At 51.8% G+C, this 19,949-nt stretch carries 20 protein-coding genes and 2 pseudogenes; 19 read left to right on the forward strand and 3 right to left on the reverse strand.

Annotated features, from left to right (window positions below; genetic code table 11):
- The 8 genes from WH50_RS11365 (at position 1) to WH50_RS11400 (ending at position 7,178) form a co-directional block, all read left to right on the forward strand.
- Positions 1–1,206, forward strand: a complete 1,206-nt coding sequence (locus tag WH50_RS11365) for an NADH:ubiquinone reductase (Na(+)-transporting) subunit B (RefSeq protein ID WP_110187405.1) — start codon at positions 1–3, stop codon at positions 1,204–1,206.
- Positions 1,196–1,999 (forward strand): Na(+)-translocating NADH-quinone reductase subunit C, encoded by an 804-nt coding sequence (locus WH50_RS11370; RefSeq protein WP_110187406.1) that lies wholly within the window; start codon positions 1,196–1,198, stop codon positions 1,997–1,999. Before WH50_RS11365 ends, WH50_RS11370 begins: the two co-directional genes overlap by 11 nt.
- Positions 2,000–2,001: 2 nt before the next feature.
- A complete protein-coding gene (locus WH50_RS11375) occupies positions 2,002–2,673 on the forward strand; it encodes an NADH:ubiquinone reductase (Na(+)-transporting) subunit D (protein WP_207780267.1) in 672 nt (223 codons plus the stop codon).
- The gene (gene nqrE / locus WH50_RS11380; RefSeq protein ID WP_110187407.1) at positions 2,673–3,281 is read left to right on the forward strand and encodes an NADH:ubiquinone reductase (Na(+)-transporting) subunit E; all 609 of its coding nucleotides are present in this window, start codon (positions 2,673–2,675) and stop codon (positions 3,279–3,281) included. Before WH50_RS11375 ends, nqrE begins: the two co-directional genes overlap by 1 nt.
- Before the next feature lie 31 nt (positions 3,282–3,312).
- The gene (gene nqrF / locus WH50_RS11385; protein WP_110187408.1) at positions 3,313–4,542 is read left to right on the forward strand and encodes an NADH:ubiquinone reductase (Na(+)-transporting) subunit F; all 1,230 of its coding nucleotides are present in this window, start codon (positions 3,313–3,315) and stop codon (positions 4,540–4,542) included.
- 242 nt (positions 4,543–4,784) lie between these two features.
- Positions 4,785–5,036, forward strand: a complete 252-nt coding sequence (gene nqrM / locus WH50_RS11390) for a (Na+)-NQR maturation NqrM (RefSeq protein WP_110187409.1) — start codon at positions 4,785–4,787, stop codon at positions 5,034–5,036.
- A gap of 106 nt (positions 5,037–5,142) precedes the next feature.
- A complete protein-coding gene (gene sthA, locus WH50_RS11395) occupies positions 5,143–6,549 on the forward strand; it encodes a Si-specific NAD(P)(+) transhydrogenase (RefSeq protein ID WP_110187410.1) in 1,407 nt (468 codons plus the stop codon).
- Between the two features lie 104 nt (positions 6,550–6,653).
- Entirely contained in the window at positions 6,654–7,178 is a 525-nt protein-coding gene (locus WH50_RS11400; protein WP_110187411.1) for a HugZ family pyridoxamine 5'-phosphate oxidase, read from the forward strand.
- Between the two features lie 48 nt (positions 7,179–7,226).
- Here the strand turns inward: WH50_RS11400 and WH50_RS11405 are convergent, their stop codons facing one another.
- Complete coding sequence (locus WH50_RS11405) at positions 7,227–8,138, reverse strand: DNA replication terminus site-binding protein (RefSeq protein ID WP_110187412.1); 912 nt, start codon at positions 8,136–8,138, stop codon at positions 7,227–7,229.
- A gap of 81 nt (positions 8,139–8,219) precedes the next feature.
- Between WH50_RS11405 and WH50_RS11410 the strand changes: the two genes are divergently transcribed.
- Together WH50_RS11410 and lolD are read left to right on the forward strand one after the other, a co-directional pair.
- Positions 8,220–9,461 carry a lipoprotein-releasing ABC transporter permease subunit gene (locus WH50_RS11410; protein ID WP_110187413.1) on the forward strand — a complete coding sequence of 414 codons (1,242 nt, stop codon included), beginning with the start codon at positions 8,220–8,222 and terminating at the stop codon, positions 9,459–9,461.
- Complete coding sequence (lolD, locus tag WH50_RS11415; protein ID WP_110187414.1) at positions 9,454–10,149, forward strand: lipoprotein-releasing ABC transporter ATP-binding protein LolD; 696 nt, start codon at positions 9,454–9,456, stop codon at positions 10,147–10,149. Before WH50_RS11410 ends, lolD begins: the two co-directional genes overlap by 8 nt.
- Positions 10,150–10,331: 182 nt before the next feature.
- On the opposite strand, the gene WH50_RS11420 is transcribed toward lolD, so the two are convergent.
- Positions 10,332–10,874 carry a DUF2062 domain-containing protein gene (locus tag WH50_RS11420; protein WP_110187415.1) on the reverse strand — a complete coding sequence of 181 codons (543 nt, stop codon included), beginning with the start codon at positions 10,872–10,874 and terminating at the stop codon, positions 10,332–10,334.
- A gap of 90 nt (positions 10,875–10,964) precedes the next feature.
- Between WH50_RS11420 and WH50_RS11425 the strand changes: the two genes are divergently transcribed.
- The 9 genes and pseudogenes from WH50_RS11425 (at position 10,965) to WH50_RS11465 (ending at position 19,512) form a co-directional block, all read left to right on the forward strand.
- On the forward strand, positions 10,965–13,337 hold the full coding sequence (locus WH50_RS11425) for a DNA internalization-related competence protein ComEC/Rec2 (RefSeq protein ID WP_165838399.1): 2,373 nt from the start codon (positions 10,965–10,967) through the stop codon (positions 13,335–13,337).
- 60 nt (positions 13,338–13,397) lie between these two features.
- Positions 13,398–14,036 carry a MotA/TolQ/ExbB proton channel family protein gene (locus tag WH50_RS11430; RefSeq protein WP_110187417.1) on the forward strand — a complete coding sequence of 213 codons (639 nt, stop codon included), beginning with the start codon at positions 13,398–13,400 and terminating at the stop codon, positions 14,034–14,036.
- Entirely contained in the window at positions 14,033–14,446 is a 414-nt protein-coding gene (locus WH50_RS11435) for an ExbD/TolR family protein (protein WP_110187418.1), read from the forward strand. Before WH50_RS11430 ends, WH50_RS11435 begins: the two co-directional genes overlap by 4 nt.
- Complete coding sequence (gene lpxK / locus WH50_RS11440; protein WP_133251308.1) at positions 14,439–15,458, forward strand: tetraacyldisaccharide 4'-kinase; 1,020 nt, start codon at positions 14,439–14,441, stop codon at positions 15,456–15,458. Before WH50_RS11435 ends, lpxK begins: the two co-directional genes overlap by 8 nt.
- 131 nt (positions 15,459–15,589) lie before the next feature.
- Complete coding sequence (locus WH50_RS11445) at positions 15,590–15,787, forward strand: Trm112 family protein (RefSeq protein WP_110187420.1); 198 nt, start codon at positions 15,590–15,592, stop codon at positions 15,785–15,787.
- Positions 15,788–15,842: 55 nt separating this feature from the next.
- Positions 15,843–16,610: a 3-deoxy-manno-octulosonate cytidylyltransferase gene (gene kdsB, locus WH50_RS11450; RefSeq protein ID WP_110187421.1), complete on the forward strand. Its 768-nt coding sequence runs from the start codon at positions 15,843–15,845 to the stop codon at positions 16,608–16,610.
- Positions 16,611–16,689: 79 nt separating this feature from the next.
- Entirely contained in the window at positions 16,690–17,151 is a 462-nt protein-coding gene (locus WH50_RS11455; protein WP_110187422.1) for a low molecular weight protein-tyrosine-phosphatase, read from the forward strand.
- Entirely contained in the window at positions 17,148–18,176 is a 1,029-nt protein-coding gene (gene murB, locus WH50_RS11460; RefSeq protein WP_110187423.1) for a UDP-N-acetylmuramate dehydrogenase, read from the forward strand. The genes WH50_RS11455 and murB overlap by 4 nt, the downstream gene beginning before the upstream one ends.
- A 189-nt stretch (positions 18,177–18,365) precedes the next feature.
- A pseudogene (locus tag WH50_RS11465) lies at positions 18,366–19,512 on the forward strand (IS3 family transposase).
- Between the two features lie 63 nt (positions 19,513–19,575).
- Here WH50_RS11465 and WH50_RS26615 read toward each other — a convergent pair.
- Positions 19,576–19,949 (reverse strand): annotated as a pseudogene (locus tag WH50_RS26615) (hypothetical protein); the annotation flags it as partial.

Raw genomic sequence — 19,949 nt, forward strand, 5'->3', positions numbered from 1 at the left:
ATGAGCTTGCGCAATGTATTGGATAAAATGGAGCCCCACTTCCATAAAGGTGGCAAGTATGAAAAGTGGTATGCGCTTTACGAAGCGGTCGACACCATTTTCTACACGCCTGGTCAGGTAACCAAGAGCAACGCTCACGTTCGTGACGTTATCGACCTCAAACGCATGATGATCATGGTCTGGTTGTGCACCTTCCCGGCTATGTTCTACGGCATGTACAACGTTGGTAATCAGGCTCTGACCGCCATAGCGGGCGGCGCAACTCTGCCTGCAAACTGGCATGGGGCGCTGATCAGTGCCTTGTCTGGCCTGAGTGTCGACAGTACATGGGACTGCTTCATTTACGGTGCGGTCTACTTTATTCCCGTTTATGCCGTGACCTTTATTGTCGGCGGCTTCTGGGAGGTCCTGTTCGCCATGAAGCGTGGTCATGAAGTGAACGAAGGATTCTTCGTTACCTCCGTGCTGTTCGCTCTGACGCTGCCTCCCGCTGTGCCTCTCTGGCAGGTTGCACTGGGCATCAGCTTCGGTGTGGTTGTGGCCAAGGAAGTGTTCGGTGGTACCGGCAAGAACTTCCTTAACCCTGCACTCGCCGGGCGTGCCTTCCTGTTCTTCGCCTATCCTGCACAGATGTCGGGTGATGCAATCTGGACTGCAGTGGATGGTTTCTCTGGAGCCACACCTCTGAGTCTGGCCGCTGCTGGTGGTGTTCAGGCCATTACTGACGCCGGTATCACCTGGGGTAATGCATTCGTCGGGCACATTCAGGGCTCCATGGGTGAAGTCAGCACACTGGCTATCCTGATCGGTGGCTTGTTCATCATGTACGCCAAAATTGCCGCGTGGCGCATTGTTGCTGGTGTTTTCATCGGTATGACTGCTATGGCGACACTGTTCAACCTGATCGGTTCCGATACCAATCCGATGTTCGCGGTGCCTTTCTACTGGCATCTGGTCCTCGGTGGCTTTGCCTTCGGTATGATTTTCATGGCTACCGACCCTGTGTCTGCCTCCATGACCAATACCGGCAAGTGGTTCTTCGGCGCTCTGATCGGTGTGATGTGTGTGCTGATCCGAGTGGTTAACCCGGCGTTCCCTGAGGGCATGATGCTAGCCATCCTGTTCGGTAATCTGTTTGCGCCGCTGATCGACTACTTCGTCGTACAGGCGAATATCAAACGGAGGGTTCTACGCAATGGCTGCTAATAAAGATAGCGTCAAATACACCGTCTTCATCTCGTTGGTGTTGTGTATTGTCTGCTCCGTGGTGGTATCTGCTGCGGCCGTGTTTCTTAAACCGGTGCAGCAGGTAAACAAGTCGCTGGAAAAGAAAGCAAACATTCTCGCCGCTGCGGGCATCAAGGCTGAGCCAGGTCAGGATGTGAACAAGCTGTTTGATCAGGTTATCGTCACCAAGGTGGTCGATCTGGAAACTGGCAAGTACACCGATGCTGTTAATCCTGCTACCTATGATCAGCGTAAAGCTTCCAAGGACCCTCAGATGTCAGTTGCTTTGACCCAGCAACAAGATATCGCCAGTATCAAGCGTGTTGCAAAGTATGCGACTGTTTATCTGGTAGAGAAGGACAGCAAGCTGGAAACCATCGTTCTGCCTGTGAAGGGCTATGGACTCTGGTCAACGCTTTATGGCTTCGTTGCTCTTAAAGGTGACCTGAATACTGTTGTAGGTATGGGCTTCTATGAGCAGGGTGAAACCCCCGGACTGGGGGGCGAAGTGGATAATCCTGCCTGGAAGGGTCTATGGCCTGGTAAGCAGATTTTCGCCGACAGTGATCTGCAGCAGGCTAATATGCCGGAGCCTAAAATTCATCTGATCAAAGGCAAGGTTGATCGCAGTGCTCCTAATGCTGCCCACGAAGTGGATGGTCTGTCAGGTGCAACTCTTACCAGCAATGGCGTCACTCACCTGATGCAGTTCTGGTTCGGTCAGAGTGGCTTCGGTCCCTTCCTTAAAAACCTGCGTGCAGGGGAGGCCTGATCATGTCTGGAATGAATGCCGAAGTTAAAGAAGTTTTAGCGAAGCCGATCTTTCGCAATAACCCTATTGCGTTGCAGATCCTGGGCATCTGTTCAGCACTGGCGGTCACTTCGAATCTGAAAGTGACTATCGTGATGTGCCTGGCATTAACCAGTGTAACGGCGTTTTCCAACCTGTTCGTATCAATGATCCGTAACTACATCCCCAACAGCATTCGTATGATTGCGCAGATGGTGGTTATTGCTTCATTGGTCATTGTGGTGGATCAGATACTGCGTGCATATGCCTATGAAATCAGTAAACAGCTGTCTGTTTTCGTTGGTCTGATCATCACCAACTGTATCGTGATGGGGCGTGCTGAAGCCTACGCCATGAAGAACCCACCGATGATGTCTTTCCTTGATGGCATTGGTAACGGTTTGGGTTACAGCGCCATGTTGCTGTCTGTAGGCTTTATTCGTGAGCTGTTTGGGTCGGGTAGTCTGTTTGGCTTTGAGATCCTGCCTCTGGTCACCAATGGTGGCTGGTATCAGAGCAATGGTCTGCTGCTGCTTCCTCCATCAGCATTCTTTGTTATTGGTATGCTGATCTGGGCACTGCGTACCTGGAAGAAAGACCAGGTTGAGGCGGCCGAATTCAAGCTGGCACCCAACTCCAAGAAGGAGGCCATCTGATGGAGCACTACATTAGCTTGCTGGTTCGTGCCGTATTCGTCGAGAACATGGCACTGTCGTTCTTCCTCGGCATGTGTACCTTCCTGGCGATCTCGAAGAAGATTCAGACCGCTATTGGTCTGGGTGTTGCGGTAACGGTGGTTCTGGCAATCACCATTCCTGTAAACAACCTGCTTTATCGCTATGTACTCGCTGATGGTGCGTTGTCATGGGCAGGTATGCCCAATGTTGATCTGAGCTTCCTGGGTTTGATCAGCTATATCGGTGTTATCGCCGCTATCGTGCAGATTCTGGAAATGTTCCTCGATAAATATGTACCGTCGCTGTACAACGCCCTGGGCGTGTTCCTTCCTTTGATCGCAGTAAACTGTGCCATCATGGGTGCGGCGCTGTTCATGGTTGAGCGTGACTATAACTTTGGGGAAAGTGTGGTGTATGGCATTGGCGCCGGTCTTGGCTGGGCGCTGGCTATTACTGCACTGGCTGGTATCCGTGAGAAGCTGAAGTACAGCGATGTGCCGGGTGGTCTGCGTGGTTTGGGGATTACCTTTATCACTGCTGGTCTGATGGCGTTGGGCTTCATGTCCTTCTCTGGCGTACAACTGTAATCCCTGTAGGTTCATAGAAGGAAAGGTGAGCATGAATAACCCAATCGTACTGGGCGTGGTCATGTTCACCGTCATCGTGTTAACACTGGTGGCGGTGATTCTCTACGCCCGTAAAATGCTGGTTTCGACCGGTGATGTGACCATCGATATTAATGATGATCCATCCAAGCGTATTACGGTACCTGCAGGTGGCAAGTTGTTGCAGACTCTGGCTGGCAAAGGCATTTTCCTGTCGTCAGCCTGTGGTGGCGGTGGTACCTGCGCACAGTGTAAATGTCAGGTTCACGATGGCGGTGGCTCCATTCTTCCAACTGAGGAAGGCCACTTTACCAAAGGGCAGATTCGTGAAGGTTTCCGCCTTGCCTGCCAGGTAGCCGTCAAGCAAGACATGAAAATTGAAGTAGAGGAGTCGTTCTTTGGCGTTAAGAAGTGGGAGTGTACTGTTGCTTCTAACCCTAACGTTGCGACTTTCATCAAAGAGCTGACTTTGCAGTTGCCAGAAGGTGAGTCTGTGGACTTCCGTGCCGGTGGTTACGTGCAGCTTGAAGCTCCTCCTCATGTAGTTAAGTACAGTGATTTCGATATTCCCGAGCGTTTCCGGGAAGACTGGGTGAAATTTGGCCTCTTTAACCTGGAGTCTCGTGTGGATGAGCCCGTTATTCGTGCTTACTCCATGGCCAACTATCCTGAAGAGAAGGGGATTGTTAAGTTCAATATCCGTGTGGCTACGCCGCCACCCCGTAATATGGAACTCCCCCCAGGTAAGATGTCATCTTACGTATTCAGTCTTAAACCGGGTGACAAGATCACCGTGTACGGTCCCTTTGGTGAGTTCTTTGCCAGAGATACCGATGCTGAGATGGTTTTCATCGGCGGTGGTGCAGGCATGGCTCCCATGCGTTCACACATTTTCGATCAGCTGAAGCGTCTGAAGTCCAAGCGAAAAATTACTTTCTGGTATGGTGCTCGTTCACTGCGTGAAACTTTCTATATGGACGAGTACGACATGCTACAGGCGGAGAATGATAACTTCTCCTGGCATCTGGCGTTGTCTGACCCGCTGCCTGAAGATAACTGGACTGGCTATACTGGCTTTATCCATAACGTGTTGTACGAGAACTATTTGAAGGATCACGAAGCGCCTGAGGATTGCGAGTTCTACATGTGTGGACCACCCATGATGAACGCAGCAGTAATCAAGATGCTTGAGGATTTGGGCGTAGAGCGCTCGAACATCATGCTGGATGATTTCGGCGGCTGATTGGGTGTACGGCATCTGCTGATATACCGTTACAAGAAAGGCTGGCTGGGGCAACCCACCAGCCTTTTGTATTTATTGTTATCATGTCTGACTAACGCTATGGGTAGTCGTGGCAGGGTATGAAAGGAATTGCCGTGCAGGCGTCGCGAAGTGAACCTATCAGGTGATAGAATAGCGACCGAAATATTTAGCCGGTTCCTTCTGTGTGCGGGCTTTAACCTGATTCAAATCAGGAGGTAGTGATGAAAGTAATGCTGTTAACCTTCGTAATTCTGCTCATCATGGTGGCGGGTATGGCCATCGGTGTAATTATGGGGCGTAAGCCGCTCAAGGGGTCTTGCGGTGGCATGAGTGCTCTGGGGATGGACACTGCGTGTGATATTTGTGGTGGTAATCAGGAAATCTGCGACAGCGAACAGCAGAAAAAGAGTGCTGATAGTGCCAAAACCGCATCAAAAAGCGATTTGGCGTACAACGTGGCATCAGCCAAGTAAACCATGGCTATGCCCAGGCTCATGGACAGCCTGTAAAAAATAAGTTCAGGGTAATGGGTTCTAACGAGCCGTGATTGCGCAGCGAAATAAGAGTTAGGGGAAGCGAATGGCAGTTTATCAGTACGATGTAGTTGTAATCGGTACAGGACCAGCGGGTGAAAGTGCTGCGTTGAATGCTGCCAAGAAGGGTAAGCGGGTAGCCGTAGTGGAAAGCAGAGGCGTGGTCGGCGGAAACTGTACCCACATGGGTACCATTCCTTCCAAGGCTTTGCGTCATGCGGTTAAGCAGATCATTGAGTTCAACACCAACCCCATGTTCCGAGACATCGGTGAACCGCGCTGGTTTTCATTTCCCCGGGTGTTGAAGCGTGCTGAACAAGTTATTGCTAAACAGGTGCAGATGCGCACCAACTTCTATGCGCGTAATCGAATAGACGTATTCTTCGGCAGTGCACGTTTTCAGGATGCCAATACCGTTCAGGTGAAAGGGAATGCAGGCAAGGGTGACGAGGTGCTGCAGGCTGATAGTTTCGTGCTGGCGACTGGCTCGCGTCCGTTCTGCCCGGATGACATCGACTTCCGCCATCCACGCATCTATAACAGTGACTCCATTCTGAAGTTAAGTCATACCCCAAGGACTATCATCATTTACGGTGCTGGGGTTATCGGTTGTGAATATGCATCGATCTTCAGTGGCCTGGGGGTAAAAGTCGATCTTATCGATACTCGTGATCGTTTGCTGTCTTTCCTTGACTACCAAATCTCTGATGCTCTCAGCTATCACCTGCGCAACAATGGCGTAGTCATTCGCCACAGCGAGCAGTACGCCAGCGTCAAAGGCTCGGATACCGGCGTCGTTATGACCCTTAAATCCGGTAAGAAAATCCGCGCAGATGCCTTCCTCTGGTGTAATGGCCGTACTGGCAACACTGACGATATGGGTCTGGAAGACATCGGTCTGCAGCCGAATAGCCGCGGGCAGGTGGAGGTGGACGAGCACTATCGCACCACAGTTCCCGGAATTTATGCCGTAGGTGACGTGATCGGCTGGCCAAGTTTGGCGTCAGCTGCGTATGATCAAGGCCGCTCAGCGACGTCAGATATGCTCAACGCTCTGGACTTCCGCTATATCAATGAGGTTCCTACGGGTATCTACACCATTCCGGAAATCAGTTCTGTTGGTAAGACGGAAGAGGAGCTGACTGCGGCTAAGATTCCTTACGAGGTTGGGCAGGCATTCTTCAAGGACACCGCGCGCGCGCAGATTACCGGTGAGCAGGTGGGTATGGTGAAGATTCTGTTCCATCGAGAGACACTGGCCCTCTTGGGTATTCACTGCTTTGGTGACCAGGCGTCTGAGATCGTGCATATCGGTCAGGCAATTATGCGTCAGGAAGGTGAGGCAAATACGCTGGAGTATTTCGTTAATACCACTTTCAACTATCCGACCATGGCGGAAGCCTATCGGGTGGCAGCCATGAATGGTCTGAACCGTATCTTCAACATCAGCTGATGTGCCGCGGATTGCAAGACTGACTAAAGAGAAAGGAGAGCATGGCTCTCCTTTCTCTTTAGAGGTAACACTACCTGGATGCATCACTGAGTGCGGAGTGAATTATGGACGAGCAGGAACAGCAACTTTTACAGATCTATGACCAGCAGCTGGCCTTCAGGCAGCAATGCCGTTGTTTAATGATGGCGACGCAGGATCAACAGGGATGGCCGGAAGTCAGTTATACGCCCTACGTCGAAGATGAGGAGGGTTTTCTCTATATCTATATCAGCGAACTGGCAGCACATACACGCAACCTGCTGAATGCGAGCCCTCTGAGTGTCATGTTTATTGAGGATGAGTCTCAGGCGAAGGCAGTTCATGCGCGCGAGCGTCTCTCCTTTCGTGTTTCGGTAATCGAGGTACAGCGTGATGCGGTGCTATGGTCAGATATTCAGCAGCGACTGTCCGCTCGATTCGGTGAAGTTGCCCTCATGCTTAAAGATTTGCAGGATTTTCACATGTTTCAGCTGGCGCCGATTGAGGGCGTCTATGTTCGCGGCTTCGCTAAGGCCTATCGTATTTATCGCCAGGGCATTGAACATATTCGCGATATCGGGCACCGGCCAGCATCAGCAGTGCTGCGCTAATCAAGGCTCCAGACCTCGGGCCTCAATCATCAGAAAAGAATAAATCAATTAAGAACCCTGTCGCTGCTTGTAGAGATAACCTCGAATGCTTGGCAAGAAAGGATGATCCTCAATCTGGGCGTCATTTCTGGGTGATCGAGTACGTTTGTTGCTAGGGGGCGCGGGAGGACATTTGTACAAAGGAGGCAGCTCTCCCTTGGCTAAGGGAAAAAATAGCGGAAGAGCGACATTCATGGCCTTACGCAAGTCGTCTTGATCTGCCATTTTGAACACCAGATTGGCGCGTAGTAAAGGAGCCTGTGATTGTACTTGAGCAATAGCGGTATCGCTGTCCAGATGGCCAAGCAGATTGAGCTGCGTCTGGATATGTGGGCTGCTGGTATCAAATTGGCACAGCAGTTTATGGGCGTCTGCAGGGCTGAGTTTCTTGATGCTGCGGCCGTTGTTGTACCAACTGTAAGATACCTTGTCAGGCTTTTGGTGTAACACAGGGATGCTTCGGTAACATTGTTTCAGGTGTAAGCGCGCCAATCCGTGGTGATTTAAAAGATGAGCAATGGCTGGATGACGTTGCTCTACCGCCTGTCGGAATCCAGCCAGAGACTGGTCATTCTCTTCCATCAGTTGATTTATGGCCTGTTTGAAAGCCAGTTTCGCGTGGTTGACTTGCCTTGCTTGCTCTAATAGTGCTTCAGATGCGCCGACCAGTCCGATTAAATTGCGCGTCCGGCGCCCATCCTGGCCATCTTCATGCCAAAGATCAACTAACTGGGATTTTAAGAGTGTACGGGCAGCACTTTCATCTGCTTTCGGTGTATCAAGCCAAATCCAGATCATCTGTTGTGGGTCGTCAATTAGTTTACTGAGCGTATGCAACTCAAGCAGCAGTTGCCTAAAAACCTGGATGCACGCAAAGGCAGGCGGGCTTAATTCGGTGCTGGTTATATCATTGACGGTCATGTTGTTTCTGGCTCCCAGGCCCGATTGACTTGTCTCAGGGCTTTGCCCAGACTAGCGCCTGCACTGGTGCAGGAGCAACACATGGTCAAATCTTGGGCGTCTTGGATAGGGTTGCGGTATACCCGTGCCAAGCGAAGAAATCACTTCATATCCTTCATATCAGCGGTTTCTATGTTAGGCCTCACTCTCGGGGTGATGGTGCTTATTACCGTCCTTTCCGTAATGAACGGGTTTGATCGCGAGATGCGTGAGCGGGTGCTGGGAATGGTGCCGCATGGTGAAATCCTGGGTTATCCCGTCATGCAAAACTGGCGTGATGTAGAAAAGGCGGTCATTGGTAAGCCGGGTGTGCTGGGTGTCGCTCCTTTTGTGCAGGCTGAAGGCATGCTGAATTTCGAGGGGCGGACAAATGGGGTTTTTCTGCAGGGGATCATGCCTGAGCAGGAGCCAAAAGTATCGATAATCAAGGATCACATTATCCAGGGGAGTCTGGATGCTCTCCAGCCAGGTAGTTACGGCATTATCCTAGGCGATCTGCTGGCGCAGTTTATTGGGGCGCGAGTGGGTGACAAGGTCACGCTGATACTGCCCGAAGCAACGGCCACCATGGGCGGCGTCTTTCCGCGCATGAAGCGCTTTGAGGTTGTCGGGATTTTCTCTACCGGTGCGCAGCTGGATGCCAATCTGGCGCTGATCAATATCGAAGATGCAGCCAAAGTTAAAAAGCTGGGGGAAGGTGTTGATGGTGTTCGGGTCAAGTTTGATGATCTGTTCACGGCACCGCAGCGAATCAGGGAGATTGCCTCCACACTGCCTGGGATGTATCGCGTCAGCGATTGGACTCGTACCCAGGGCAATCTTTTCCAGGCCATCAAGATGGAAAAAACCATCATGGGTTTGCTGCTGTCACTGGTTGTTGCCGTGGCTGCTTTCAACATCGTATCGACGCTGGTCATGGTAGTGACCGACAAAACGGCCGATATTGCCATCTTACGTACGCTGGGGGCTACGCCTGGTGACATCATGAAGATCTTTATGGTTCAGGGTTCGGTCATCGGTGTGGTAGGTACAGCATCCGGGGCCATTTTAGGTGTCATTCTCGCTTTCACCGTAACGGATCTGGTCAACTGGATTCAGCGCGTGTTCGATGTACAGTTCCTTGATCCCAATGTGTACTTCATCAGCTATTTACCATCGGATCCGCAATTACAGGATGTGGTATCGGTGTGTGCGCTGTCTTTGGCTGTGAGTTTTGTTGCCACTATTTATCCAGCCTGGCGTGCGTCCAGAACTCAGCCTGCGGAGGCATTGCGCTATGAGTAATAATAAGGAAGTGGTGTTATCGGCTCAGGGGTTGAGCAAGAGCTATGAGGAAGGTGAGCGTAAGTTACAGATCCTGGACAATATCAATTTCAGTATTGTGCCAGGTGAGAGTGTGGCGATTGTCGGGAGCTCTGGTTCGGGCAAGTCAACATTACTTAACCTGCTGGGTGGATTGGATATTACCGATAGCGGTAAGGTGCTGCTGAAAGGGCAATCCTTCGCGGATCTGTCGGAAGCGAATAGAGGCCGTTGGCGCAATCGTCACCTCGGCTTTGTCTATCAGTTTCATCATCTGTTAGCAGAGTTTACTGCGCAGGAGAATGTGCAGATTCCGTTACTGATTGCCGGTGTTAAGAAATCAGAGGCGCTGCAACGGGCCTCCGCCATGTTAGCTCGGGTGGGATTGGCGAAGCGGGAGTCTCACAAGCCATCTGAGTTATCAGGAGGAGAACGTCAGCGAGTAGCGATTGCACGTGCGTTAGTGACGCAACCAGCCTGTGTATTGATGGATGAGCCGACAGGTAACCTTGATCGGCATACTGCAGAGAGTGTTCAGGAGCTGATTTTTGAGCTTAACAGAACCCTGGCCACGGCTTTTGTGATTGTTACTCACGACTTGTCATTAGCTGACAAGCTGCACCGCCAGTACAACCTGATTGATGGACATCTCACTGAGCGTATGGCTTAACTGCAACAGTAACCATATGCCTGTTCTGCCATGTTGGTGAGCAATGTGGCAGAGCAGGGTGCGAGCAATAAGGTGTCACGTTGAAGGGCGGGCGCCAGGTTGAGGTGTTCCCCAATGCCATCCTTTCACAGTCCTATCCATCTGATTGCACAGCCCTGTTGAACCCGTTGGATTCAGTATTATCAGGATCTGTGCTGTTGCTCCCGAGCTGTCTTGCGTTTGGCTATGCGTGCGGCCCAGTTTCGACGCACTGACCACTGCCAGAAGCCCTGCATCAGCAGATAAGATAAACAGCCGAAGACGATACCGCAGGTCAAGGAGCCAGCAAGCAAGGGTTCCCAGATATTCTTCAGGCTTGAGCCCAGTCCTGAAGTCAGTGCGCTAAAGGAAAAGTGCACTGGCTCCATATTGAGCATCCAGGCACCAATGCGATAACAGAAGTAGAAGACAGGAGGCATGGTAACGGGGTTGGTCAGCCACACCAGTGCCACACTCAGTGGCATGTTACTTCTGCAAAGAATAGAAAATACTGCGGCTACCACCATCTGGAATGGCATAGGCAGAAAGGCACAGAAAATACCCACGAAGCATGCTCTGGACACTGATCCTCGGGTCAAATGCCAGATATTGGGGCCATCAAGCAGTTCACCGAGCCAGCGCAGGGAACGATGCTTCTTTAGCTCTGCAGGTTGGGGTATAAAGCGTTTCAGTAATTTACGAGGCATGGACTGTTTCGCTGAAGGGCAGGCTCAAGCGGCGCTATTATGCGCCTTACAGGAAGAAATGCCAATTATACATGGATGAGTGACAGGCAGATGACTGGCTGGATGGCGTTGGGTTTTGTTGCTGGCGCGGTAGGGGTTTATGCCTTGCCGATGTTGCCTTCGTTAATATGGCTAATAGCGCTGTTGTCAGTCACGCTGATGCTGGCCTTCATTTCCAGGCTGTACCTCGCTCGTCAACTCAACGCTTTCAAGGTACTGCTGGTTTTCTCTGCTGTCAGTACGGGAGCATTATGGACGAGCTATTACTGGCAGGTGTGCCACCCATTTCCCGATCCTCGGTTGTACGAACAGCGTTTAGACTTGCAAGTGGTGGTGCTGGATTTACCAGAGTCATCGAGCTATGGCCAGCGAGTCTGGGCAAAGGTGGTCGTTGCATCACTTTCCCGTCCTGCAGTCCTCGCTTCTCAGGATCACTCTTCTCCTGATCTGTCTGCTGAACTATCTGCGCTAACCTCCAGTCGTGCGCTTCTATATTTACCTTCCGAGTTGTCATCACCCGTTGCAGCAGGGCAAACATGGTTACTGCATCAAGTAAAAATCAAGCCACTGCACGGCAATGCCAGCCCGGGCGTCTTTGATTTTGAGCGCTGGGCCTATGCCCATGGATTGAGCTTCACCGGCACTACTCGTGACAAGGGCAGGCTGTTAGGTCAGGAAGCGGGTTGGCAGGCATGGCGTAATGAATTTGCCGAGCATTGGCGAGCAATGCTACCGGATACAAGTGGCAGTGCCATCATTCGAGCCTTGCTGATGGCTGACCGGAGAGGCCTGAGTGACGATGACTGGTCCTTGCTGCAGCAAACGGGACTGGCGCATCTGGTAGCCGTCAGTGGATTGCATATCGGATTGGCTTTTCTACTGGGTGGATTGCTGGGGCAGGGAGTGGGCCGGTCGTTACAACGGTTGGGGTTGCTCTATAGTCGATGGCCGCTGGTCTACATGACGGGGCTTGCAGTGGCGGCAGCTTATGCCACGTTGGCTGGATGGGGGCTTCCGGCTCAGCGTGCATTCTTTATGCTGGTTGTCTGGGTGTGCGGCGGCTGGCGTGCCATACCTGTATCGGGCTGGTTGCGACTGTTGTATGCCCTGACGGGGATCATACTGTTGTGGCCGGGTGCGCCCATGGGAGCTGACTTTTGGTTGTCGTCCATCGCGGTAGCAACCTTGCTCTGGTTGCTGCAGCCGGTTCGGCCACAGCACAAGTTCTGGCAACAGTGGCTGGGAGTGCAGCTGGCGCTCAGTTTCCTCATGTTGCCCATGGTAATGGCGAACTTTGCCATTTTGAGTTTTGCCTCACCCTTGCTGAATCTGTTAATCGTCCCTGTCGTCAGCGCGTTGCTGGTTCCGCCGCTGTTATTGTTGGCTGTTGCTAGTCTGGCTTCTTTGCATTGGGTAGAGAAAGCAGCTGGTTATCTGAGTGATGTGCTAACGACGCTCTGGCTGTTACTTAAAAATCTCTTCGATGCATATCCGCTTTATCTGCCCTGGCATCTTGGTGACGTATCCATGCTTGGGCCAGGAGTTGCCATGGTTGCCAGCATCTGGTTGCTGGGAGCCAAAGCTTTGCCGGGGAAACGTTGGGTCTGGTTGGCATGGTTGCCCTTGGTCTTCCCTCAGTATGAGCAGTTGGGAGAGGGGGAGTGGCGTTTAGTGGCGCTGGATGTTGGACAGGGTACTGCTGTTGTCCTTCAAACAAAGCATCACACCTTACTGTATGATACTGGCCCTGCGTATGGCGACTTCGTGGTTGCACCGCGCGTTATAGAGCCCTATTTGCAAGGTGCCGGACTTGAGCCTGACAGGATATTAGTGAGTCATGATGATCGTGATCACAGTGGTGGTGCGGTCTATCTTCACGCTTTATATCCTGCCGCGCAGTGGACTGTCGGTCAGTTACAGTCCGTCGACTGGCAGGCTGAGCAATGTGTTGATAAGACCTGGCAGTGGGATGGCGTAACCTTTCGCCAGTTGCAGTTACCTGTCGTAGCGCAGCGTGATGACAACAGTGCCTCCTGTGTGCTGCATGTTCAGGGCGCTTATCATTCAGCACTATTATTGGGTGATTTGGACCAGCGTGCTGAGCAAAGGCTGATGGAGCTTACCAACAATGAGCTGCAGGCCTCGTTACTGGTGGCCTCACATCATGGCAGCCGAACCGGCTCGTCTGAGTCAATGCTGGATGTGACTCGGCCTGTGGCCGCCATTTTTACCGCAGGCTACCGGAATCATTTTGGCCACCCGCATGTCGAAACCCTTCGTCGGTTTCAATCGCGCGCCATCGCAACCTATAATACCGGCGTCGATGGCAGTGTGACTGCTGATAGCCGCGCAGATAAGCCGCTTCGCATTACAGGTTATCGAGAGACTGACGGTCGGCTTTGGTGGCAGTGGGCGCCAAGGTAACGTCAGGTATTGGGAATAATTGGTCAGAGCTGACCGCTTGATTTCAGCTGGGAGAACAACGTGCTGGATTTGCTGATTGCCGGAGGGTGGACCATGGTCCCTCTGTTGTTGTGTTCGGTTGTTGCGCTGGCAATTTGCATTGAACGACTGTGGACGCTGCGGCCTTCCCGCATAGCACCGGCACATCTTCTCAGTGAAGTCTGGGATGCCATCAGTCAACATCGGCTCGACAACGCCAGATTGCAGCAAATTCGTAAAAACAGTCCGCTGGGAGCGATTATGGCCGCTGGTTTGCTGAATGCGCGTCATGGACGAGACATCATGAAGGAAAGCATAGAAGAGTCGGCCAGTCAGGTAATCCACGAGCTGGAGCGATACCTGAGTACCCTCGGCAGTATTGCCGCTATATCACCATTGTTAGGCCTGCTTGGCACCGTGTTGGGGATGATCAAAGTCTTTACCGAAATTTCCCATGCGGGAACGGGAAATACGGCCCTGCTGGCAGGAGGTATCTCTGAGGCTTTGCTGACTACCGTAACCGGCTTGGTCATTGCCATACCAGCAGTGTTTTTACATCGCATGCTGCAACGCCGTGTCGATACCTTGGTCGTCGATATGGAAGCTCAGGCAATCAAGCTCGTAGAAATGCTGCACGGTGATCGTGAGCACGAGCAAGCTACGGAGCCTGCCAACGTATGAAGTTCCGCCGTCAAAGTCGGGAAGAGGTGAGCATTAATCTGACACCTCTGATCGATGTGGTGTTTTTGCTACTGATCTTTTTTATGGTCTCCACCACCTTTCAGAAGGACAGGCCGCTGCAACTCACTCTGCCGTCATCTTCGGCGACTGTAGAGGAAGCACCTGCACAGTCGATTGAGGTCAGTATCAGTGCAGACGGTCAGATCGCTGTCAATGATGCGGTACTGGCAGATGCTCAGCTTGTTACGGTCAAGCATGCTATTGAAGTGGCAGGTAAAGGAGATACCTCTCTACCCCTGCTGATCAGTGCCGATGCCAGTACACCCCATCAGTTTGTTGTGCGTGCCATGGATGCAGCGGGGCAGGCGGGTTATGTGCATATCCGTATCCTGACGAGTGAGGGTGAGTAAGCATGCTGAGAGTTTGCTCATGGCTTTGAGTGCTGAATCCTTCTGGTACGGCCATAACAAGCTGAGCTACCTGTTATGGCCACTTGAAGTGCTGTTTAAGCGGTTGGCAAGTCGACGCAGGCAACGGTTGCAAAGTAATGCTTGGTTGGCACCGGTGCCTGTGGTTGTAGTAGGCAATATATCTATTGGTGGTACTGGTAAGACGCCTTTGATTACGGCACTGGTTACCTGGGCAAAGCAGCAAGGTTATCGACCTGGAGTGGTCAGTCGTGGGTACGGCGGTCAGTCCGTTGTCTATCCTTTGACAGTTGAAGTGGATACTGATCCTGCTATAGCAGGTGATGAGCCTGCGTTGCTGCGAAAGCTCTGCGGTTGTCCGGTGGTCATTGCTCCAGATCGTGTAGCAGCGGTGCAATGGCTGCTGGAAAACAATGATTGTGATCTGATCTTCAGTGATGATGGCCTTCAGCACTACCGCTTGGGGCGTCATATAGAAATTGCTGTCGTTGACGGTCATCGCGGTCTGGGGAATGGCCATTGTCTGCCGGTCGGGCCGCTTAGGGAGCCACCGGAGCGTCTCGCCGAGGTGGATTTTTGTGTGGTCAATGGCTATGCGGCCAGCACGCCTGTAACGACTTCCTTTACGATGCATATTTGTGCCCGGCAAATGGTTCATGTGCATACAGGGCAGGCTTCTGATGTTCAGGCATGGTGTGGGCGAGAGGTCATTGCGATGGCCGGAATAGGTAATCCCGCACGTTTTTTTTCGACGTTGGAATCGCTAGGCATCAAAATAACGCGGTCTATCAGTAAGCCTGACCACTATCGCTTTCAGCAAGAAGATATACCCAGTGAAGGCATACCGGTTGTCGTAACAGGTAAAGATGCAGTGAAGTGTGGTGGTTTTGCAGCAGATAACCTGTGGTATCTGGATATTACTGCGGTGCTGTCAGATAGCTTTTTCAGCGCGTTGGCGGAAAAGCTACGTAGCCTTAACCCGAAAAGGCGCTGAAATCTGCTTTCCCAATGTTAACAATACACGTTGCTGTCGAGGCTTAGCTTTGCCCGGTGGGTTGTGTAAATCGATATCTATCATCGTGTTGTCCGTCAGGATCAGCATGCCCAGTTTTACGGAGGTCCAGAATGGACAAGCAGTTATTGGATTTGCTAGTTTGCCCCGTTACCAAGGCGCCCCTTGAGTGGCATGCCGATCGTCAGGAGCTATTTTGCTATGCCAGCAATCTTGCTTATCCGGTACGTGATGGTATTCCTGTGATGTTGGAGTCAGAAGCGCGTAGCTTGACCGAAGACGAGCGGGCGAAGCGTCCAAAGCAGCGTTAATAAAGAAGCGGCCTTTTTGCTGCTAGGTAGTATTTGTTCGGGAGTCCTACAGACTATGTCGTTTCTGGTTGTTATCCCTGCCCGTTACGCGTCCACTCGCCTGAAAGGCAAGCCCTTGCTGGATATCGCCGGTAAGCCAATGGTCCAGCACACGTGGGAGAAAGCGTGCGCCAGTGGAGCGGTACGCGTCATCATCGCGACTGATGATGAGAGAATTGAAAGCATGGCCAGAGCCTTCGGCGCTGAAGTATGTATGACTTCTGCGGCACATCCCTCCGGTACCGATCGTATTCAGGAGGTGGCATCACAGTTAAAACTGTCAGATGACGAGGTCATCGTGAACGTTCAGGGTGATGAGCCGATGCTGCCTGCAACCTTGATTGATCAGGTCGCACAGACTCTGCTGCTGCATCCTCAGGCGGACATGGCAACGTTGTGCGAGCCGATTGAGGATATGGCGTTATTCGCCAATCCCAACGTAGTCAAGCTCGTTAAAGATGTGCATGGTAAGGCGCTTTATTTTAGCCGTGCGCCCGTATCGTGGCATCGGGATGAGTTTGCTCAAGGTATCAGCGATGTTCCGCCGGCAGGCTGGCAGGCATTTCGACATATCGGGCTGTACAGTTACCGTGTTGGTTTGTTGAATCAGTTCGTCCAGTGGTCACCTGCTCCGATAGAACAATGGGAGGCACTGGAGCAGCTACGTGTACTGTGGAATGGTGGCTATATTCAGGTCTCTGAGGCTGCGGTCATTCCTCCTGCTGGTGTGGATACACCTGATGATCTGATACGAGTACGTTCGATACTTGGCGATGGCCGATAGCTGCAAATTCTGAATCTGGAGGCTGTGTATGCCTCTTTTGAGTCATTGTTTGTTGAGCTGGCTGACTATTCGGTGAGAGATGTACAAAATTCTTTTAGTGTGCCTTGGCAACATATGTCGTTCCCCTACTGCAGAAGGTGTGCTGGCAAAGAAAATCACCCAGCAGGGGCTGAGTAGGCGTTTTCAGGTCGATTCGGCAGGAACGGCTGCTTACCATACGGGTGAGTCACCTGATGAACGCAGCTGTCGGGCTGCTGCCAGACGTGGCTACGATTTAACGCCCCTCAGAGCTCGCCAGGTCATGGCATCAGACTTTGAAGAGTTTGATTTAATTCTGGCCATGGATCATGCCAATCTAAGTAGCTTGATGCAGAACTGCCCTGCTCAATTGCAGCATAAACTTGGTTTGTTCCTCCATTACCATCCAGATTCAATAGAGGAGGTGCCTGACCCTTACTATGATGGAGAGTCGGGGTTTGAGCGGGTGCTTGATCTTGTTGAAGTGGCTGCGGATGCCTTAATTAAGGATTTAGTGAAGTGAGTGATTATCCTGAGCACTGGCAAGAGAACGCCGATTTACTTAGGTTGAATACTTTTGGATTTTCAGTAGAAGCTGAGTACCTGTCTGTTGTGCACTCTGCTAGCCAATTACAGCAAGATATTGCTGTTGCGCAAAAGCGCAATCTCGCATGGCGTGTGCTAGGTGGGGGCAGCAATGTAGTGCTGTGCCAGAACTTACCTGGTCTTACTTTGTTAATTGATATCAAAGGTGTTGAGGTACGATCCGAGAATGAGTCGGACGTTACTTTAAGCGTTGGGGCAGGAGAGAACTGGCATTCTTTGGTCTGCTTCAGCTTGTCTCAGGGATGGTCGGGTCTGGAAAATCTGGCATTGATTCCAGGTACCGTAGGTGCTGCGCCAGTGCAAAATATTGGCGCTTATGGCGTGGAGTTAAAGGACGTTCTACTGCGAGTGCAGTATCTCGATGCTGTCACAGGAGCGTTCTGCACGCGAGAAGCAGCTGATTGCCACTTCTCCTACCGACATAGCATCTTCAAAGAGAGCATCGGTAAGAGCTGGATCATTGTGTCCGTAGAGTTGTGCTTGTCAAAGCAGGCTGATACCCAGATCAAATATAAGGCTCTGCGTGACTATTTTGACCAGAAGGGTATTGAGCAGCCAACGGTACAGCAGGTTGCTGAAGCAGTGATCGCTATCCGCCAGTCAAAGTTGCCAGACCCTGCCATATTAGGAAACGCAGGGAGCTTTTTTAAGAATCCCTGGGTAACCGCGGAGCAGTTCAATCTGTTGCGTCATGACTACCCAGGCTTGGTTGGTTTTATCGATGGTCCAGGTTATAAGCTCGCTGCAGCTTGGCTGATAGATCAACTTGGCTTCAAAGGTTGGCGCGAGGGAGCAGTAGGGGTGCACAAGGATCAGGCGCTGGTGTTAGTCCATCATGGTGGTGGCAACGGAGAGCAGTTGTTGGCGCTGGCGCAGCGTATTCAATTAGCAGTAAAGCAACACTACGGTGTTGTGTTGGAGCAGGAGCCTGTGGTTCTGTAATAACGTCACGTTCACTTTGGTCAGGGTTTTAGGGATCGTTTAGTGAATGTAAATAGGCGCACTACCTTCGCTGCTGTTTCGTAGATGGGTGGGACTTAAAAGGCTTGCAGATGCAAGCCCTTTTATTTTTACGTGTGTCCCGTCCTGAATAAGATTTACACCTTCCATCCCGGATTGACGGAGAATACGATGGCACAAGGTGTAAAGCGTACTCAACGAGATTACTTACTGGCTTTTAAATTAGCGGTCGTTGATCAGATCGAAAAAGGTGAGCTCACCTATAAGCAAGCTCAAGAACGGTATGGTATTCAAGGACGGTCGACTGTGCTGGTGTGGTTGCGTAAACACGGTCGGCAGGACTGGAGTCAGGGCGCTTCCCTTCGAGCGCAGAGGAGTACCACGATGTCGGATATTCAACCTCTTACGCCGGAGCAGCGTATCAAAGAACTGGAACAGCAGCTTGACCTGATGCGTCAGAAAGCGCAGTTCTTCGAGGCCTTTGTCCACGTGCTGGAGCAGGACTACGGTGTGTCACTGGCAAAAAAGCGACTCGGCAAGTCCTCTCGCAGGCCCGGGTCGAAGGGCTGAGCATTACCCGGGCTTGCCATTTTTTAGGGATTAGCCGCCAAGCCTACTACCAGCACAATCGCGTCTGAGAACACGCAAGCTGTATTACCTGCTATATCAACAGCCCGATCAGCGCGTCCACGTCGGACGGGATCGTCTCTTTCAGGTTCTGGGCGAGTATCGGCTACTGGTACGCCCAAAGCGGGCCTATCACAAGACCACACAGAGTCATCATCGCTTTTATCGCCATCCGAACCTGCTCAAACCCGGACCGGGTCAGGTCATACCGACCCGACCTGAGCACGTGTGGGTGGCGGATATTACCTATCTGCCCGCGCGTGACGGTCCGTTGTATCTGAGTCTGGTCACAGACGCGTACTCGAGAAAAATCGCGGGCCATCACGTTCATGACAGCCTTCATGCCAAGTCCGTCGCTACCGCGTTCAAGCGGGCGTTACGCAGACATCGTCGTCATCAGCCATTGGTGCATCACTCGAATCGAGGTGTTCAATATTGCTCCTCCTTGTACCCGTCACTGCACCAACGGCATGGCGTACAGTGTTCGATGACAGATGGCTACGACTGCTATCAGAATGCGCTGGCTGAGCGGCTGAACAGCATTCTCAAGTCGGAGCTCTTGCTGCACAGCCCTGACAATCTGGAACAGGCGAGGAAGATGGTTGATGAGGCTGTGCAGATTTACAACACGGAACGGCCGCATCTGGCCCTGAAAAACAAAACGCCCGATGAGGTGCATCGGGCGTTGTGAAGTAGGTCAACCTATCTTAATAGGTGTAAACCTATTTTAGGACTAGACAACGAGTTGGGTATATTACTCGTCTTGATTACTCACTTCGGGCTTCTGTTGAGTTTCGAGCATTTGACGGCGCTTGATTTCGCGTGGGTCATTATGAGCGCGGCGAACACGCCTTGGTGCATCTTCGGAGGATTGTGGCTCCAAAGGAGCTTCAACAGCCTTCTCTTCTGCCAGTTGCACAGTTTGCTCTTCGGAGGCTTGCTTGCTGACAGTCTCAGCAGTCTCAGCAGTCTCAGCAGTCTCAGCAGTCTCAGCAGTCTCAGCAGTCTCAGCAGTCTCAGCAGTCTCAGTAGAGGCTGTCAGTTGCTCAGGTGCAATCACTTCCGCGTGTTCAACTTGCTCTGCTGCTGGATAGCTCTCGCTGTCGGCAACAACCAGCTCAGTTGCCG

This window comes from Pokkaliibacter plantistimulans, from assembly GCF_003194385.1.
Classification (GTDB): Bacteria; Pseudomonadota; Gammaproteobacteria; order Pseudomonadales; family Balneatricaceae; genus Pokkaliibacter; species Pokkaliibacter plantistimulans.

Excerpts from the sequence above, each read along its gene's own strand:
- WH50_RS11365 (WP_110187405.1), top strand. The coding sequence starts at position 1 with ATGAGCTTGCGCAATGTATTGGATAAAATGGAGCCCCACTTCCATAAA.
- WH50_RS11370 (WP_110187406.1), top strand. The coding sequence starts at position 1,196 with ATGGCTGCTAATAAAGATAGCGTCAAATACACCGTCTTCATCTCGTTG.
- WH50_RS11375 (WP_207780267.1), top strand. The coding sequence starts at position 2,002 with ATGTCTGGAATGAATGCCGAAGTTAAAGAAGTTTTAGCGAAGCCGATC.
- nqrE (WP_110187407.1), top strand. The coding sequence starts at position 2,673 with ATGGAGCACTACATTAGCTTGCTGGTTCGTGCCGTATTCGTCGAGAAC.
- nqrF (WP_110187408.1), top strand. The coding sequence starts at position 3,313 with ATGAATAACCCAATCGTACTGGGCGTGGTCATGTTCACCGTCATCGTG.
- nqrM (WP_110187409.1), top strand. The coding sequence starts at position 4,785 with ATGAAAGTAATGCTGTTAACCTTCGTAATTCTGCTCATCATGGTGGCG.
- sthA (WP_110187410.1), top strand. The coding sequence starts at position 5,143 with ATGGCAGTTTATCAGTACGATGTAGTTGTAATCGGTACAGGACCAGCG.
- WH50_RS11400 (WP_110187411.1), top strand. The coding sequence starts at position 6,654 with ATGGACGAGCAGGAACAGCAACTTTTACAGATCTATGACCAGCAGCTG.
- WH50_RS11405 (WP_110187412.1), bottom strand. The coding sequence starts at position 8,138 with ATGACCGTCAATGATATAACCAGCACCGAATTAAGCCCGCCTGCCTTT.
- WH50_RS11410 (WP_110187413.1), top strand. The coding sequence starts at position 8,220 with ATGGTCAAATCTTGGGCGTCTTGGATAGGGTTGCGGTATACCCGTGCC.
- lolD (WP_110187414.1), top strand. The coding sequence starts at position 9,454 with ATGAGTAATAATAAGGAAGTGGTGTTATCGGCTCAGGGGTTGAGCAAG.
- WH50_RS11420 (WP_110187415.1), bottom strand. The coding sequence starts at position 10,874 with ATGCCTCGTAAATTACTGAAACGCTTTATACCCCAACCTGCAGAGCTA.
- WH50_RS11425 (WP_165838399.1), top strand. The coding sequence starts at position 10,965 with ATGACTGGCTGGATGGCGTTGGGTTTTGTTGCTGGCGCGGTAGGGGTT.
- WH50_RS11435 (WP_110187418.1), top strand. The coding sequence starts at position 14,033 with ATGAAGTTCCGCCGTCAAAGTCGGGAAGAGGTGAGCATTAATCTGACA.
- WH50_RS11445 (WP_110187420.1), top strand. The coding sequence starts at position 15,590 with ATGGACAAGCAGTTATTGGATTTGCTAGTTTGCCCCGTTACCAAGGCG.
- kdsB (WP_110187421.1), top strand. The coding sequence starts at position 15,843 with ATGTCGTTTCTGGTTGTTATCCCTGCCCGTTACGCGTCCACTCGCCTG.
- WH50_RS11455 (WP_110187422.1), top strand. The coding sequence starts at position 16,690 with ATGTACAAAATTCTTTTAGTGTGCCTTGGCAACATATGTCGTTCCCCT.